We start from the raw sequence: 16,174 nt of genomic DNA, 5'->3' as shown, positions 1-16,174 counted from the left end.
TTCCCGGCGAGGAGTCCGATTGAATCATGACGGCCGGAACCGCTCCATCGACCCGCTGGCCCGCAATCCCCAAGGACATCAGCGGCCTCGCCGTCCGCCCGAATATGGTGGACTACGATGCCAGCCGCGCGGCATTCTCCTGGGATGAGGAGCGGCACGCGCTGGCCGGACTGCCCGACGGCGGCGTCAACATTGCGTACGAGGCGGTGGACCGCCACGCCGCGGGAGAACGGGCAGGCCACGAAGCGCTGCGTTTCATCCGCTCCGACGGTACCGCCCGGTCCCTGAGCTACGCAGAGCTGGCGGAACAGACTGGACGGTTTGCCGGCGTCCTGCACCGGCTGGGTATCGGCCGCGGCGAACGGGTCTTTTCGCTTATGGGCCGCAGCCCGGAGCTGTATGTCGCCGTGTTGGGAACGCTCAAGAATGCCAGCGTGTTCTGCCCCCTGTTTTCCGCCTTCGGCCCGGAGCCCGTCCGTCAGCGGCTCCATCTGGGATCCGGCCGCGCCCTGGTCACCACACGGGCGCTGTACCGGCGGAAGGTTGCCCAGATACGTGACGAACTGCCGAGCCTGGAATTCGTGCTGCTCATTGACGCCGAGGGCCGGCCGGACCCCGGAACCTTGGATCTGGCCGAACTGATGCGGGACGCGCAGCCGCGCGAAACCGTCCCGACCCGCGCCGAAGAAATGGCCCTGCTGCACTTCACCAGCGGCACCACCGGCACCCCCAAAGGCGCCATTCATGTGCACGACGCCGTCACGGCGCACCACGCCACTGGCTTCTTCGCGCTGGACCTGCACGCGGACGACGTCTACTGGTGCACGGCCGATCCCGGCTGGGTCACCGGCACCTCCTACGGCGTGATCGCTCCCCTCACCCACGGCGTGACCACCATTGTGGACGAAGAGGAGATGGACGCGGAAAGGTGGTACCGGATCCTCGCGGAGCAGCACGTCACCGTCTGGTACACCGCACCCACCGCACTGCGCATGCTGATGAAGGCCGGTGCCGGGCACGCAGCAGGGCACGATCTGTCCGCCCTGCGTTTTGTGGCCAGCGTGGGCGAGCCGCTCAACCCCGAAGTGGTGGTGTGGGGCCAGGAAGCCTTCGGCCAGCCCGTCCATGACAACTGGTGGCAGACCGAAACCGGCGGCATCATGATTTCGAACTACCCCGCCATGGAGATCCGGCCCGGTTCCATGGGCCGGCCCCTTCCCGGCGTTGAGGCCGCGATTGTGGCCCGGGACCCGGACGGCAAAGCGGTGATCCTGAACGGCGAGGCCGTCCTCGTGACCGAACCGGAGGGGGTAGGCGAACTGGCCCTCCGTCCGGGCTGGCCTTCGATGTTCCGCGGCTACCTCCACGAAGACGAGCGGTACCGGCGATGCTTTGCCGGCGGCTGGTACCTCACCGGAGACCTCGCCAGGATGGACGCCGACGGGTACTTCTGGTTCGTCGGCCGGGGCGACGACGTCATCAAGTCCTCGGGCCACCTGATCGGCCCGTTCGAGGTGGAGAGCTCGCTGATGGAGCACGAAGCGGTGGCCGAGGCAGGGGTGATCGGCGTCCCGGATCCCGTTGCCGGCGAAGTGGTCAAGGCCTTCGTGGAACTCCGCACCGGGTGGCAGCCCTCGGAGTCACTCAAGCTGGACATCATCGGCTTCGCCCGCAAACGGCTGGGTCCCGCGGTGGCTCCCCGGCTGCTGGACTTCACCGACGCCCTGCCGAAGACCCGGAGCGGCAAGATCCTCCGGCGGCTCCTGAAGGCCCGCGAACTCGGCCTCCCGGAGGGTGACACCTCAACCATCGAGTCACCTCCCGGCCGCTACCCCGGAGCGCCCGTATGACCGGCACCTCAGCGCGCGGCACGGGAAACGCGGACTCCGACCATGCCCGCCACCTGCTCCGCCAGATGCTGCGGGTGCGGCGGCTCGAGGAGCAGTGCGTGGAGCTCTACAGCGCCGCCAAGATCCGCGGATTCCTGCACGTTTATATCGGCGAGGAAGCGGTGGCCGCAGGTGTTATGAGCACCCTGGCTCCGGACGACGCCGTGGTGGCAACGTACCGGGAACACGGCCACGCGTTGCTGCGCGGCGTGCCCGCAGGAGCCATCCTGGCCGAAATGTACGGCCACGTGGAAGGCTGCTGCCGCGGCCGCGGCGGCTCGATGCACCTGTTCGACGCCGGCACCCGCTTCTACGGCGGCAACGCCATCGTGGCGGGCGGACTGCCGCTGGCCGTGGGCCTGGCCCTCGCCGACAAAATGTCCGGACGCTCCCGGGTGACCGTCTGCTTCTTCGGCGAAGGCGCCGTGGCCGAGGGCGCATTCCACGAGAGCCTGAACCTCGCCGCGCTCTGGCAGCTGCCCGTACTGTTCTGCTGCGAAAACAACCTGTACGCCATGGGCACCGCGCTTGCCCGTTCCGAATCGCAGACCGATATTGCCCTCAAAGCCGCCGGCTACGAGATCGCCTCATGGTCCGCGGACGGGATGGATGTGCTCGCCGTCGAGGAGGCGGCCCGGCGCGCAGTGGACGCTGTCCGGGCGGGCGGCGGACCGCACTTCCTTGAGCTGCGAACCTACCGTTTCAGGGCGCACTCCATGTTCGATCCCGAACGGTACCGCGACAAGGCGGAGGTCTCCCGCTGGATGGAGCGCGATCCCATCGACACGCTGCGGACCGCTTTGGAAGCTGCCGGACAGTTGTCGGCAAAGGACTGGAAATCCATTCAGCAGGACGTTGACACCGAAGTGGATGCCGCGGTGGAGTTCGCCGAGGCCGGCACCCCGGAGCCGCTGGAAGACCTGACCCGGTTCGTCTACAGCGAGCGGAGCCCGGAATGAAGACCACCTACCGCGAGGCCATGCGCGCAGCCATCCGGGACGCCATCCAGCGCGATGAACGGGTATTCCTCATGGGTGAGGATGTTGGTGCGTACGGCGGGTGTTTCGCCGTGAGCCTTGGCTTGTTCGAGGAATTCGGTCCTGAACGGATCCGGGACACCCCATTGTCCGAAGCCGGCTTCGTGGGCGCAGGCATCGGGGCGGCACTGGGCGGGATGCGTCCCATTGTGGAGATCATGACCGTCAATTTCAGCCTGCTGGCGCTGGACCAGCTGGTGAACAATGCCGCCACGCTGCTGCACATGTCCGGCGGGCAGTTCAACGTGCCGCTGGTCATCCGGATGACCACCGGCGCCGGCCGGCAACTGGGTGCCCAGCACTCGCACAGCCTGGAAGGGTGGTTGGCGCACATTCCGGGCCTACGTATCCTGACCCCCGCAACCCTGGAGGACGCCCGCGGGATGCTGTGGACCGCACTCCAGGACCCGGATCCGGTGTTGATCTTCGAGCACGGCACCCTGTACAACGTGGCCGGGGACCTCGCCGACGACGCCGGCCCTGTGGATATCAGCACAGCTGCCATCCGCCGGCCCGGTGCGGACATTTCACTCATCACTTATGGCGGCACGTTGCCGGCGGTGCTTGACGCCGCCACCCAACTGGCAGGTGAAGGCATCGACGCCGAGGTGCTGGATTTGCGGGTACTGCGCCCGCTCGACGACGCCGCCGTCCTGGGGAGCGTGGCCAAGACCCACCGCGCCGTGGTGGTGGATGAAGGCTGGCGGAGCGGCAGCATCTCGGCCGAACTGAGTGCGCGGATCACCGAAAATGCCTTCTTCGACCTGGACGCGCCCGTGGGCCGCGTCTGCAGCGCGGAAGTGCCGCTGCCCTATGCCAAACATTTGGAACTGGCGGCGCTGCCTACGACGGAACGCATCGTCGCTGCTGCCCGGGAGGCGGTAGGGGCGCGTGGGTGATTTCAAGATGCCCTCCCTTGGTGCGGACATGGAGCACGGCAAGATGGTGGAGTGGCTCATCAAGCCGGGCGACTACGTGCACCGCGGCGATGTGGTGGCCGTTGTGGACACGGACAAGACGGTGATGGACGTGGAGTCCTTCGAAGAGGGCGTGGTGGCAGAACTGCTGGTGGATGTGGGCACCACCGTTCCCATCGGCACTCCGCTGGCCCGGATCACCCGGACACCCGACGACGGCGCTGGCCAGGCAGGAGGGCGGCCTGCGGGTCCGCACGCGAAGCCGGCTTCAGGAGCGGCAGAGGCAGCAGTCGCGGCAGCTGCCGCGGAGCCGGCAGCCGCTGCCGCTGCGCAAGTTCCTCCCCCGGTCCGGCACCTGGCGCACCAGCTTGGGGTGGATACGGCAGGGATACGCGGAACGGGAAGGCACGGCGCCGTCACCCGCGCCGATGTGGAGCACGCCGCAGCGGCCCGGCCCGGTCCGGCCGGCCCGGCAGCTCCGGCAGCCACCCCTGCACCTGCGCCCCACGGAGCCCGGGTGCGCTCCTCGCCGCGGGCCCGGCGGCTCGCGGACCAGCTCGGCGTCGACATCGGGGGTGTGCCCGGGACGGGGCCCGACGGCGCCGTCACCGAAGCTGACGTCCAGCGTGCCGTAAGCGGGCACACGGCCGCGGCTCCGGCAGAAGAGGCCCTACCGGAAGAAGCCACCGTTCCCGGGGCGGAGGCGCTGCCCCCGAAGGAGGCGCCGCCGTCGGAAGCGCAGGACCGCTTGTCCAGCCTGCGGCGCGCCATCGGCTCGCTCATGACCCGGTCCAAGAAGTCCATCCCGCACTACTACGTCAGCACCACGTTGGACCTGCGCGCCGCCATCACGTGGATGCAGCAGGTCAACGAACAGCGGCCGGTGGCCTCGCGGCTGGTCCCCTCGGCGCTGCTGTTGAAGGCAACGGCCCTGGCTGCCAGGGAGGTTCCGGAAGTCAACGGCTTCTTCACCGACGGGGTGTTCCGGCCGAGCAGCTCCGTGCACCTCGGCGTTGCGGTGGCCCTGCGGCACGGCGGACTGGTGGCGCCCGCCATCCACGACGCCGACACCCTGGCCGTGGATGTGCTGATGCAGCAGCTGCGGGACTTGGTCAGCCGGGCTCGGGCCGGGCGGCTGCAGCGCGCGGAAATGGCCGATCCCACCCTCACGGTGACGAATCTGGGCGACCTCGGCGTGGAGGCCGTTTACGGCGTCATCTATCCGCCGCAGGTGGCCATGGTGGGCCTGGGCAAGCTGGTGGAGCAGCCCTGGGCGCACAACGGGATGCTCGGTGTGCGGCCCGCTGTGACCGCCACCCTGTCCGCCGACCACCGGGTCAGCGACGGGCTCCGGGGCGGCCGCTTCCTGGCCCGCATCGACGAACTGCTGCAAAAACCGGAGGAGCTATGAACGAGCAGGACGCACGGCAGGCGGTGCAGACGGCCATCAGCCAGGTTGCGCCGGACGTTGATTTTGACGGCCTCGACGAGGGCTCCCGGCTGCGGCAGGACCTTGAACTTGATTCGCTGGATTTCCTCAGGCTGGTGGAATCCATCAACGAGGCTACCGGCGTGGACATTCCCGAACGTGACTACACGGCAGTGGCCACCGTCAAAGGCATGATCGATTACCTCGCCGCCCGCGGCTGAGCGCGGCGGGCAAAAGCGGGCGCATGCTCCGGCCTGGGTCCGAAGGCGATGAGGCGCGGCAAAAGCCGACGCACCACCGGGGCGTGCCGGACAAAAAACAGCAGGACCGGCGGAGCACCCGTCCTTCGTCCGGCGAACAGCGGAACGAACACCGCCCGGTGCATGACACGCTGGACGGTCTGGATAATGACGGTGGGCATCCGGCGCCGCCGTTCCACCGCGGCGAGGTCCTTGACCGACACGTTGCCCCTGATCAGGGCCGGTGCCAGCAGTGCAGCTGCCGCCACGGCGTCCTGGATGGCCAGGTTGATGCCCACCCCGCCCGCAGGGGACATGGCATGGGCGGCGTCGCCGATGCACAGCATCCCGTCCACATACCAGCGCCGCAGCCGATCCAGCCGGACGTCCAGCCAGTGAAGGTCATCGAGCGAACGGATGGAGTCCACCCGGTCGGCCAGGTCCGGGCGCAATGAGGCAACCCGCTCCCTGAACCGCTCCACGCCCTCGGAGCGGATCCGCGCATCCGCTCCCTTGGGGCCGAGGTACCCCATCTGGTAGTAGTCGTCGCGGAACAGCGCGATCATGGCTTCGCGGTCCCGGAACGCCGGGACGATGCCTGCCACTGCGCCTTTCTCCGAAGCATGGCGCGGGAGCTTGAACCACCAGGTGTCGAAGGGAACCGGATAATCCTTCGGCTGCAGGCCGGCGGCCCGGCGCAGCACCGAATGGCGTCCGTCGGTGGCCACCACAAGGTCGGCGTGCAGCGCCCCTTCAGTACCCTGGCCCCGGGAACCTCCGCGCGTCCGGTAACGGACGCCGGTGACGCGGCCGCCGTCGAACATTAACGAAGTCGCTTCATGCTCCATCAGGAGCGTGAAGGTGGGTTCGCTCGCGGCCTCGGTGGCCAGGAAGTTCAGGAAGTCCCACTGCGGCATCATCGCAATGTAGTTGTACGGGGGCTTCAGGGTCGCGAAATCGCCCAGCGTGACCAGTCCGACGCCCGGGATGGGAAAGGCGACGTTGTTCAGTTTGCTCTGCGGGAGCCTGCGGAATCCGTCGCCCAGCCCGAGCTCGTCGATCAGCCTGATGGTGGAGGCGTGCACGGTGTCGCCCCGGAAGTCCCGGAGGAAGTCCCCGTGTTTTTCGAGGACCGTGACTTCCACCCCGGCCCGGGCCAGCAGCAGTCCCAGCATCATGCCCGCGGGCCCTCCCCCGACAACAGCGCACCCCGTTCGCTCCATGCACCCACGCTACGCCGGACGCACGAAAGCCGCACGCGAAAATGCTGCGCGTACGGCTTTCGCTTGTTGCCGAAGCCGGGTCAAAGCCGGGTGTCGAAGGAATCGCAGAACACGTTCTCGTTGAACGTTCCCTGAAATTCCGAGCTCCCCATGATCTTCTCGATGGTTGCCCGGATGGCTTCCCGGGTTCCTGCGTGGGCGTGGATGGCGGTCTTCACCATCGGCACGTCAATGAGGTGGTTGGGCTGGTTGAGCGAGACGAATACGGTGGGGACCTCGGTGACGTACCACGGGATCTCCGCGGCCATCGGGGTGGACCACTTGATGCGGATGGCTGCCTCCTGGGCAAAGCCCTTCACATTGGCGAACACGAAGGCGGCATCGTACTTGTCCGCATAATCGCCGGTGGCTTCCTCCGAGATGACCGACATGAAGTTCACGTCGGTCTCCCCTGCGGCCTCCCGCTGGTCCGCCGTCTTGAAAAGGTGCACCTCGAAGCCGGCCGTTTCCAGTTCTTCCTTGACGGTGTCCAGGTAGGCGAGCGGGTCCGCGCGTGTGAAGTCGGCGCCGCCGGAGATGCCGTATAGGCGGATCCGTTTGTGTGTCACCGGGGTGATGGGCAGGTTGTGGGCAGTGTCCTTGACCAGGGTGACGGTCTTGTCCGCAATTTCCGCCGCAATGGCGCGGTGTGCGTCGCTACCGATCACCGCGAGTGCTTCCGCCGGCGGGACAAGCTCGTGCCGTGCCTTCCGGTGGAGGCCCAGTGAAGCCTTGAGTGCCAGTATCCGGCGCAGCGCGTCATGCAGCCGCTGCTCGGTGATCACACCGGACTTGTGGCCGTCCATCATGTAGCCGAAGTCTTCCGCGGGATTGCGGAAGAACAGGAACATGTCGCAGCCGGCGGCAATGGTGGCCGGCACCAGGTCCTTGCGCTTCATGGCCTGGGTGAGTCCGATCATCTGCGAGGCGTCCGTGAGGATCAGCCCGTTGAAGCCGAGCTCCCCGCGCAGCAGGTTCTGGAGCAACTCCGGAGACAGTGTGGCCGGCAGGATGTCCGCGTCCGCCATGCCGGGGCGGAAGTGCCGGGACAATTCCGGTGCCCCGATGTGCCCGATCATGATGGACTGCACGCCGTGGCCGATCATTTCGCGGTACACGTGCCCGTAGCTCCGGTTCCAGTCCTCGTAGCCAAGGGTGTTGTAGGACGTGACCACGTGCTGGTCACGTTCGTCGATGCCGTCGCCGGGGAAGTGCTTCATGGCGCAGGCGGTGGGTGACTCGCTGATGCCGTCGAAATACTCCTGGGCGCGCTCCACCACGATCTCCGGGGTGTTGCCGAAGGACCGGGTGGAGATGACCGTGTTCCGCCAGTTGTAGTGGATGTCCACGATCGGCGCGAAGGCCCAGTTGCAGCCCAGCGCCGCGGTTTCGACGCCGGCAACCTGGCCCATCTGCCGGGCGATGGCCTTGTCCGGGTGCGAGCCGGCCTGCAGGTGCGTGGACACGAACGTGCCGTCGTCGCAGCTGCCGGCTCCTCCCATTTCCGGGTTGGAGGCCACCAGCAGCGGGATCCGGGTCCTGGACTGGGCGTACCGGATGTGCTCCTGCACCGCGGCGGAGGGGCCGGGCCGGTACCGCATGCCGCCCACGTGGTAGTTCTCCAGCACGCTGTCGAGGTACTCCGGGGAGTAGTCGTTGTTGTGGTTGATGAACAGCTGCCCGATCTTTTCCTCGAGGCTCATCCCGGCGATCGTGGAATCGACCCAGGCAACGGCGTCGTCGTCGAGGTTGAACGGCGCAGCCTGGAGGTCGACGTCGAACTGCCGCGGTTGGGTGCCGGCGGCACCTTCGCGGGTGCCTGCTGTCGTGGAACGGGCGACGGCGGCGGTTCCGACGGCGCCAGCGTTCCCGGCGGCAATGCCGGCCATCGCTTCGGCTACCACCTGGTCTACCGGGGCGGCGATGTCCACCACGATGCCGGCTTCATCGGCGTCGAGCGGTTCCAGGGTTGCGAGCTGCGAATCAAGGAGGGCGGGTGGCATGAAGTGGCCGGTGCGCCCTTCAGTGCGTGCCCGGAGCACCTCTTTGCTGCCGTGCAGGTGCAGGAACACGGTGTCGGGGGCCTGTTGCCGGATGGCGTCGCGGTAGCTGCGGCGCAGCGCGGAGCAGGCGAGCACCAGTCCGCCGTCGCCGGCTTCGGCGAGCTCGGCGCCCACGGTGGCCAGCCAGGGCCAGCGGTCCTCATCGGTCAGCGGCATACCGGCCGCCATCTTGGCCACGTTTTCCACGGGGTGGAGGGAGTCGCCGTCGAGGAACGGTACGCCCAGCTCGCGGGCCACGAGGTCGCCGATGGTGGTCTTGCCGCAGCCGGAAACGCCCATGACGATGATCCGGTGCTTGGCCGTGCGTCGCGCTGTCACAGCCCGCGCGTCACCAGTCATGGACGGTGCCGTCCACGAGGCGGTTGTACGGGAGGTAGGCCTGCTGGTACGGGTAGGCGGCTGCGGCTTCGGCGTTGAATTCGACGCCGATGCCGGGCTTGTCTCCCGGGTGCAGGTAGCCGTCTACGAAGGTCATGGACTGTTCGAAGACCTCGTTGGTCTTGTGCGAGTGCTGCATGTATTCCTGGATGCCGTAGTTGTGGATGGCCAGGCCCACGTGGAGCTGCGCGGCGAAGCCCACCGGGGAGATGTCGGTGGGGCCGTGGAAGCCGGACTTGATCTGGTACTGCGCGGCGAAGTCCATGACCTTCTTCAGCGGGGAAATGCCACCAAAGTGCGTGGAGGCTGCCCGGACGTAGTCGATCAGCTGTTCCTTGATCAGGGTCTGGAAGTCGTACACGGTGTTGAATACTTCACCGATCGCCAGCGGAGTGGTGGTGTGCTGGCGCACCAGGCGCAGCCCTTCCTGGTTTTCGGCCGGCGTGCAGTCCTCAAGCCAGAACAGGTCATACGGTTCCAGTGCCTTGCCCAGCTTGGCCGCCTGGATCGGGGTCATGCGGTGGTGGCCGTCGTGCAGCAGCGGGATTTCCGGCCCGAATTCGTTGCGGACGGCCTCGAACACGGTGGGCAGGTGGCGCAGGTACGCCCGGGTGTCCCAGTCCTCCTCCAACGGGAAGGTGCCTCGCCCGGCGGGTTCATAGTCGTAACGCTCCCCCGAGGCCTGGGCCTGCGCGGCCACGCCGTAGACCGCCTTGATGCCGGGGACCGCGGTCTGGATCCGGATCGACTTGTAGCCCAGCTCCAGGTGTTCGCGGACCGAATCAAACAGCGAGGGGATATCCGAACCAGAGGCGTGGCCGTAGGCACGCAGGCCGTTCCGGGACGCCCCGCCCAGGAGCTGGTAGACCGGCAGCCCGGCCACCTTGCCCTTGATGTCCCAGAGCGCCATGTCCACTGCCGCGATAGCGGCCATGGTGACCGGGCCCCGGCGCCAGTAGGAGGAGCGGTACAGGAACTGCCAGGTGTCCTCGATCCTGTGCGGGTCCTTGCCGATCAGCAGCTGCGCGACGTGTTCCTTCAAGTACGCCGCCACCGCGAGCTCGCGGCCGTTCAGGGTCGCGTCACCGATGCCGGTCACACCGTCCTCGGTGGTGATCCGCAAGGTCACGAAGTTACGGGACGGGCTGGTGACGAATACTTCTGCTGCAATGATTTTCATGAACTTCAGCTGTTCCTTCCGGGAATCAGGTGGGCAAGTGTGGCGGTCTCGGAAGACGTTTGGCCGGTGTCCGTGCTGAAAGTGCCGCTCAGACCTGCCACCAGGGCAACGATCTGCGGGTCCCCGCCCAGCTGCGGGCTGATGAGGTTGAGTAGGGAGGCCACCCGCTCAGGGCCGCGGGCCCCGTTCGCCGTGCCGATGGCATCGGACATTGGGTCCTGAAGCTCCTTGTGTACGGCCACGAAGTCGATCCAGGCGGCCAGCATAAGGGCGCTGCCGGCACCGGAGCGGCCCTCGGATCTCTCGGCGGCGAGGACCGGGAGGGCCCGCATCCGGAGTTTCGTGGTGCCGTCGGCGGCAATCTGCGACAAATGATGCGCGATGCGGCCGTTGCCGAACCTGCCGCGGAGTGCATCCCGGTACTCGGGGATGTGGAGATCGTCGCCGCGAAGATGAGCCGCTGCCTCGTCCCAAAAAGCTTCCACGGCGTCCCGGCACGCCGGATCTTCGAGTGCTTGGGCCACCGTGGTGTGCCCCCGGAGCTGACCGGAATATGCCAGGAGTGAGTGGGCGCCGTTCAGGAGCCACAGCTTGCGGTTCTCGTAGGGTTCAATGTCGTCCACCACGACGGCGCCGGCATCCTCCCAGCGGGGCCTGCCTTTCGGGAAATCACCGCTGATGACCCAGTCCCGGAACGGCTCGGCGACCACAGGCGTGCTGTCCCGGTAGCCGCACGCCTGCTCCACCTCTGCGATGTCCGCGTCGGTGGTCCGCGGCGTGATCCGGTCCACGGACGTGCTGACAAAACTGACATTCTCGCCGATCCAGAGTGCAAGCTCGCTGTCCCAAGCTTCTGCCATTCCCGTGACTGCGCGGCGGGCCACGTCTCCGTTGCCGGAGAGGTTATCGCAGCTGACGACGGCGATCGGCCCTGACCCGGCGTCCCTGCGGCCGGCGAGGGCGGAGACCAGCCGGCCCAGCGGCGTCCGGGGCTTCCCGCCGGTACCGGCAACGTGCGCCAGCATGGCGAGATCTTCGGCAATTTCGGGCGCGCCTGCGTGGAAGCTGCCGTCCGGCGCCAGGCCGTATGCGGCCTCGGTGATGGTCAGCGTGACCATGGCGGTGGCCGGGGCGGAGACGAGCTCGCGAAGGCGCCCGAGGTCGGCTCCGTCCACAGCTTCGGTGATGCTTCCGATGACTTCGAAACTGTCCCCGTCGCCGGAACGCTCGATTAGCGTGAACAGGCCATCCTGCGCGGCCAGCGCCCGTGCTGCGTCGGGCCGCCGGCCGGTAAACGCCGCGATCCCCCATTCGGCACCGTTGCCGGCATGTTGCGTGTACCAGGCCTCGTGCGAACGGTGGAATGCTCCGAGGCCCAGATGCACGATCCGCACCGGGGCCTTGGGCAGCGGCATCAGTGCCCGGTTCAGCACCGGCGGTTGGTTGGCGCTCATAGCTTGAACACCCTTCGCGGGGAGGAGTCCACGATGTCCACGATCAGCTCGCGGGCGCGTTCTTCGCTGATCCGGTGCTCGGCTACCAGCCGTGCCAAAAATGAGGACTCGATCCTGCGCGAGGTGTCGTGGCGGGCCGGGATGGAGCAGAATGCGCGGGTGTCGTCGATAAACCCGGAGGACCGGGAGAAGCCGGCCGTTTCCGTGATCGCCGCCCGGAAGCGCAGCATCGCATCCGGCGCGTCCAGGAACCACCACGGGGCGCCTATATACACGGACGGATAAAAACCCGCCAAGGGCGCCAGTTCCCGTGAGAACACGGTCTCGTCCAGGGTGAACAGCACCAGATGGAAGTCCTTGGCCGTACCGAAGTCCTGCAGCAGGGGCCGGATAGCCTCGGTGTAGTTCACGGCGAACGGGATGTCATGACCCGTATCCGCGCCGAAAGCCTCGAACGTGGGACCGTGATGGTTGCGGTAAGAGCCGGGGTGGATCGTCATGACCAGCCCGTCTTCCACGGACATTCTGGCCATCTGGTACATCATGTGGGCCTCGAATGCCTCGCGGTCCTCCGGGCTGGCTTTGCCCGCCAGGGCGCGCTCAAACAGCCGCTCCGCGTCGGCGGCGTCCAGTTTCAGGGTTGCGGGCGTGCGGACGCCGTGGTCAGCGGACACCGCACCGTTTTCCACGAAGTGGCGCCGTCTTGATTCCAGTGCACTGATGTAGCCCGCATATCCGGACGCACCTGAACCGCCGACGCCGATGAGGCGTTCCACGTTGTCCCGCCATTCCGGATGGGCGATGTTCAGGTAAGGGTCCGGGCGAAAGGTTGGCAGGACGCGGCCGGCGAACGCAGGGTCCGCGGCCAGGGCCGCATGGCTGTCCAGGGAGTCCAGCGGATCGTCCGTGGTGGCCAGCACCTCAATGTTGAACTCTTTGAACAGCTGCCGTGGCCGGAATCCCGGTTCGGAAAGCTTGGCCGAAACAGCGTCGAAAATCCTGTCGGCATTCTCCACGGTCGGTTCCTCGTGCAAACCGAAGACGTGCTCGAATTCCTGCCGGATCCAATAACCGGAGGCCGTGCCCTCAAAGTCAGGCCACGCGGCACAGAAGTTGCGCCAGACCTGGCGCGAGTCCGCGGCGGTTTCGCCGAGGCCCAGCTGGTCCATCGGGACGCCCCCTGCGTGGATCAACCTGGTCACGTAGTGGTCCGGTGTGACCAGCAGGGCGGCGGGATCGGGGAAGGGCAGGTTCTGTTCAATCACCGCAGCATCCACGTGGCCATGCGGGGAGATGATCGGAAGACCCTCCACCAGGTTGTACAGCGAGCGGGCTATGTCCCGGACGCCGGGCTCCGCAGGAAGGAGCCGGTCCGGGTGGGCTGCCATAGAGTGCACCATGGTCTCAGCGTGCCCCTGCCCCTGCGGTAAGCCCGGCGAGAGCCGCCGTGCGCCGCAGGTAGTCAAGGTTCCCGGCAGTACGTTCGGCCAGGGGAAGCTCCGTGGAGAAGTCTTCCACCGTGACCCAGCCGTCGTAGCCATGGGCTGCCAACGCCTTGAAGTATTCAAGGACGCTGCCCTGTCCGGACTGCAGCGGTGCCCATTCGTTCTGGAACACTGCGGCACCGGAGGCATCTCTTTCATCCCGGCGGACCCACACGGCGTTCTTGACGTGGATATGCGCCAGGTAGTCCCCCAGCAGTTCGAAGGCAGGCAGGTAGTCTTCCTGCCCCTCGATCAGCAGGTTGCCCAGGTCATGGATGACTCCCACGTGCCGGGGATCCAGGCCCTCCAGCAGACGCCGGGCCGATGAAGCTGACGCCGTAATGGTGCGGTGGTGCAGTTCAACCAGCGCCTTCACGCCGTGGTGGGCAGCACGTTCCGCTACCCATTCGAAATCCCGGCGGGCCGCCTCAAACAGGACAGGGTAGGGGATGCCGCTCGGCTCTTCGTTCCCCCAACCTGCAGACCCCAGCGGCAGGGTTGTCACGCGGACCTGGCCCGCACCCAACGCGGCGGTGGCCGCCAGCATCCGTTCGACGTCGTCGTGGTTGTCACACCGCGCATAGCCACCGATACCGGAGAACTCCAGGCCGGCATCGCGGGTGATGGAGGCGATCCGCTGCAGGTTGCCTTCAAGTCCGGTCAGGGGGATCGTGGCTTTGTTGCCGGCCCAGAAACCGGGCTCGGGCGCCTCTGCCTGGTCCGTAATCCGCCATTCGATCCCGTCCCAACCCTGCGCGGCCAGGTTGGTGACGGCTTCCTCCGGAGTCCAGTCAGGCGTGGAGGCCGTGAATACTGAGAATTTCATCGCGTCAGGCGCTTTCTGTCGAAGTGGACCCTGTGCGGACTTCAAGGTCGTTGTACTTGCCCGCCAGGACGTCCTCGAAGAGGACCGCCTGGTTTAGGGTGGCCGACACGTAAACTGCACGCACGGTGGCCAGGGCATTGACTGCATCGCTCACGGTCACGCCAGGCTGGCGGCCCTCGGCGATGGCTCCCAGGATGTCGCGGTACTGGCGGACGTGCCCGGCCGGATACACCGTGGGATCCTTGGCCTCATAGTCCTCGGCCGGGTATTTGGACAGTTCCTCTTGGGCCTGGTTCCCTCCGCCCTGCAGCCCCATGTCGGCCGAAGCGCCGCCGGCGTCCCTGGCGTGGAAATACTGCAACTGGTCGTTGTCCACCACTGCGGAGCCTTCCGAGCCCATCAGTTGGACCCGTACTGTCAGCCCCGGGTACGCGGCCGTGGTGGCATGCAGGACTGCCAGGCCGCCGTTCTCGAACGTGACAGTGGCAACGGCCGTGTCCTCCACCTCGATCCGCTCGTGTGCCAGGCGGGCCGTGTGGGCGTGGATCTCTACCGGCCGGCCCATGAACCACAGCAACAGGTCCACCGTGTGGACACCCTGGTTCATGAGGGCTCCCCCGCCGTCCATTGACCATGTACCGCGCCAGTCGCCGGAATCGTAGTAGCCCTGCCCGCGCCACCACGCAACGGATGCGATGGCCGAGGTCAGCCGGCCAAACCGGCCCTTAGCCACTGCGTCCGCAACAGCCACGCTGGCCTGGTCAAAGCGGTGTTGGCTGATCACCGACGCAACGACGCCCTGCCGTGCTGCTTCGTTGGCCGCCGCCTCGATCTCCTGGGCCCGGCTCAGATCGACATCCAGCGGCTTTTCGATGACCACATGCTTGCCGGCCGCAAGGACTTCGAGGCCCTGCTGGATGTGCAGTCCGCTTGGAGTGGCAAGGGCCACCAGGTCAATGTCGGCCGCTGCGAAGGCGCTCTCAAGGGAGGTGTGCACCGAGGGCCTTGGCCTTCCGCTCGACTCGATGAAGTCCGCCAGCGACTCGGCCGCATCTGGGATGGCGTCAACCAGCGCCACAATGCTGGTCCCGGGGAATTCCTGCAGGGCAACCGCGTGGGTGCGGCCGATGACGCCACACCCGGTGATGGCCACTTTCAATGTCTTACTCATACCGTCTGGACTCCTGCTTCTGCTGTGACTTTGGCAAACGCGCGGGCGGCAATGCCGAACGCCGTAGGGCCGGAAAATCCGCCGAGGCCGTGCGCGCCGGCAAGATGCGGTTCAAGGGAAGCGAAGCCGTTGAAGCCGTCAGCCTTGAGCGCTTCCACGGTACGCAGCACGTCGCCGTCGCCCTCACCTGCGGGAACAACATGCCCGTTTGAAAAGAGCGCGTCCTTGACCTGCAGGTATTCCAGATGCGGGCGCAACTTCTTGTAGGCCTCGTCAAAGGGCTTCACACCTACCTGCACGAAGTTGGCCGCATCCCAGGCCACCTTCAACGCCGGCGAGTTCACGGATTCGATGATGTCGAGCACACGGTCCGGAACATCCCCGAAGATGTCCTTCTCGTTCTCATGCAGGAGGATCACCCCTTCTTCCTCGGCCACGTCGGCCAGCGCACGCATCCGCTCCAGGACGGCATCGCGGATGCTGTCCACCGGCACGGATTCGCCGTAGTAGAAGGAGAAGATGCGGATGTACTTCGCATCGAGGACCTTGGCTGCGTTGGCAGCCCGGCGCAGGCGCTCCACTTCGTGCTCCACCGGAACGCTGACATCGACCTTGCCAATCGGCGAGGCAATCGCAGACACCTTCATTCCCTTTGCCGTCAGCATGTCGGCAAGTGCGTGGAGCTGGTCATCGGACAGGTCCACGATGTTCGTGCCCCAAGCGCTGCGCACCTCGATGTGGTTGGCGCCCAGCGCCTGCAGCACGGCGATCTGGATGGCGGGGTCGTCGTCGATCTCATCCCCGAAGCCCGACAGAGCCCATGAGGCCTGAGTGGTTGAAACCAT

General features: G+C 66.7%; 13 protein-coding genes. 5 read left to right on the top strand and 8 right to left on the bottom strand.

Going from position 1 to position 16,174, the window contains the following annotated elements; translation table 11 throughout:
• Nucleotides 1-26 precede the first annotated feature (26 nt).
• Genes acsA through JOE41_RS13665 form a run of 5 tightly spaced genes read left to right on the top strand, consistent with a single transcriptional unit; the run spans nt 27 to nt 5,493 of the window.
• The gene (gene acsA, locus JOE41_RS13685) at nt 27-1,850 is read left to right on the top strand and encodes an acetate--CoA ligase (RefSeq protein ID WP_209752667.1); all 1,824 of its coding nucleotides are present in this window, start codon (nt 27-29) and stop codon (nt 1,848-1,850) included.
• Nucleotides 1,847-2,848, top strand: a complete 1,002-nt coding sequence (gene pdhA, locus JOE41_RS13680; protein WP_209752666.1) for a pyruvate dehydrogenase (acetyl-transferring) E1 component subunit alpha — start codon at nt 1,847-1,849, stop codon at nt 2,846-2,848. The genes acsA and pdhA overlap by 4 nt, the downstream gene beginning before the upstream one ends.
• A complete protein-coding gene (locus JOE41_RS13675; protein ID WP_209752665.1) occupies nt 2,845-3,825 on the top strand; it encodes an alpha-ketoacid dehydrogenase subunit beta in 981 nt (326 codons plus the stop codon). The genes pdhA and JOE41_RS13675 overlap by 4 nt, the downstream gene beginning before the upstream one ends.
• On the top strand, nt 3,818-5,254 hold the full coding sequence (locus tag JOE41_RS13670) for a 2-oxo acid dehydrogenase subunit E2 (protein WP_307800704.1): 1,437 nt from the start codon (nt 3,818-3,820) through the stop codon (nt 5,252-5,254). The genes JOE41_RS13675 and JOE41_RS13670 overlap by 8 nt, the downstream gene beginning before the upstream one ends.
• A complete protein-coding gene (locus JOE41_RS13665) occupies nt 5,251-5,493 on the top strand; it encodes an acyl carrier protein (protein WP_011690375.1) in 243 nt (80 codons plus the stop codon). The genes JOE41_RS13670 and JOE41_RS13665 overlap by 4 nt, the downstream gene beginning before the upstream one ends.
• Here JOE41_RS13665 and JOE41_RS13660 read toward each other — a convergent pair.
• The 8 genes from JOE41_RS13660 to JOE41_RS13625 all read right to left on the bottom strand — a co-directional run bounded on the left by JOE41_RS13660 (nt 5,472) and on the right by JOE41_RS13625 (nt 16,174).
• Nucleotides 5,472-6,734, bottom strand: coding sequence for an FAD-dependent oxidoreductase (locus JOE41_RS13660; RefSeq protein ID WP_209752664.1), 1,263 nt, complete (start codon nt 6,732-6,734; stop codon nt 5,472-5,474). The two genes, JOE41_RS13665 and JOE41_RS13660, sit on opposite strands and share 22 nt — an antisense overlap.
• 80 nt (nt 6,735-6,814) lie before the next feature.
• The gene (locus JOE41_RS13655; protein ID WP_209752663.1) at nt 6,815-9,175 is read right to left on the bottom strand and encodes a gluconokinase, GntK/IdnK-type; all 2,361 of its coding nucleotides are present in this window, start codon (nt 9,173-9,175) and stop codon (nt 6,815-6,817) included.
• Entirely contained in the window at nt 9,165-10,394 is a 1,230-nt protein-coding gene (gene manD / locus JOE41_RS13650) for a D-mannonate dehydratase ManD (protein ID WP_209752662.1), read from the bottom strand. Before manD ends, JOE41_RS13655 begins: the two co-directional genes overlap by 11 nt.
• A 5-nt stretch (nt 10,395-10,399) precedes the next feature.
• A complete protein-coding gene (locus tag JOE41_RS13645) occupies nt 10,400-11,848 on the bottom strand; it encodes a mannitol dehydrogenase family protein (protein WP_209752661.1) in 1,449 nt (482 codons plus the stop codon).
• Entirely contained in the window at nt 11,845-13,248 is a 1,404-nt protein-coding gene (gene uxaC, locus JOE41_RS13640) for a glucuronate isomerase (protein WP_209752660.1), read from the bottom strand. Before uxaC ends, JOE41_RS13645 begins: the two co-directional genes overlap by 4 nt.
• A 4-nt stretch (nt 13,249-13,252) precedes the next feature.
• Entirely contained in the window at nt 13,253-14,158 is a 906-nt protein-coding gene (locus JOE41_RS13635) for a sugar phosphate isomerase/epimerase (protein ID WP_011690369.1), read from the bottom strand.
• Between the two features lie 4 nt (nt 14,159-14,162).
• Nucleotides 14,163-15,329 carry a Gfo/Idh/MocA family protein gene (locus JOE41_RS13630; RefSeq protein WP_209752659.1) on the bottom strand — a complete coding sequence of 389 codons (1,167 nt, stop codon included), beginning with the start codon at nt 15,327-15,329 and terminating at the stop codon, nt 14,163-14,165.
• Nucleotides 15,326-16,174, bottom strand: coding sequence for a sugar phosphate isomerase/epimerase (locus JOE41_RS13625; RefSeq protein ID WP_209752658.1), 849 nt, complete (start codon nt 16,172-16,174; stop codon nt 15,326-15,328). The genes JOE41_RS13630 and JOE41_RS13625 overlap by 4 nt, the downstream gene beginning before the upstream one ends.

The organism is Arthrobacter sp. PvP103 (assembly GCF_017833075.1).
Taxonomy (GTDB): Bacteria; Actinomycetota; Actinomycetes; order Actinomycetales; family Micrococcaceae; genus Arthrobacter.
Note: the sequence above shows the minus strand (reverse complement) of the source record. Positions and strands in the feature narration are given on the sequence as shown.

Bases quoted from the DNA above. Each gene is read 5' to 3' on its own strand.
- acsA (WP_209752667.1), top strand. From the start codon at position 27: ATGACGGCCGGAACCGCTCCATCGACCCGCTGGCCCGCAATCCCCAAG.
- pdhA (WP_209752666.1), top strand. From the start codon at position 1,847: ATGACCGGCACCTCAGCGCGCGGCACGGGAAACGCGGACTCCGACCAT.
- JOE41_RS13675 (WP_209752665.1), top strand. From the start codon at position 2,845: ATGAAGACCACCTACCGCGAGGCCATGCGCGCAGCCATCCGGGACGCC.
- JOE41_RS13665 (WP_011690375.1), top strand. From the start codon at position 5,251: ATGAACGAGCAGGACGCACGGCAGGCGGTGCAGACGGCCATCAGCCAG.
- JOE41_RS13660 (WP_209752664.1), bottom strand. From the start codon at position 6,734: ATGGAGCGAACGGGGTGCGCTGTTGTCGGGGGAGGGCCCGCGGGCATG.
- JOE41_RS13655 (WP_209752663.1), bottom strand. From the start codon at position 9,175: ATGACTGGTGACGCGCGGGCTGTGACAGCGCGACGCACGGCCAAGCAC.
- manD (WP_209752662.1), bottom strand. From the start codon at position 10,394: ATGAAAATCATTGCAGCAGAAGTATTCGTCACCAGCCCGTCCCGTAAC.
- JOE41_RS13645 (WP_209752661.1), bottom strand. From the start codon at position 11,848: ATGAGCGCCAACCAACCGCCGGTGCTGAACCGGGCACTGATGCCGCTG.
- uxaC (WP_209752660.1), bottom strand. From the start codon at position 13,248: ATGGTGCACTCTATGGCAGCCCACCCGGACCGGCTCCTTCCTGCGGAG.
- JOE41_RS13635 (WP_011690369.1), bottom strand. From the start codon at position 14,158: ATGAAATTCTCAGTATTCACGGCCTCCACGCCTGACTGGACTCCGGAG.
- JOE41_RS13630 (WP_209752659.1), bottom strand. From the start codon at position 15,329: ATGAGTAAGACATTGAAAGTGGCCATCACCGGGTGTGGCGTCATCGGC.
- JOE41_RS13625 (WP_209752658.1), bottom strand. From the start codon at position 16,174: ATGGTTTCAACCACTCAGGCCTCATGGGCTCTGTCGGGCTTCGGGGAT.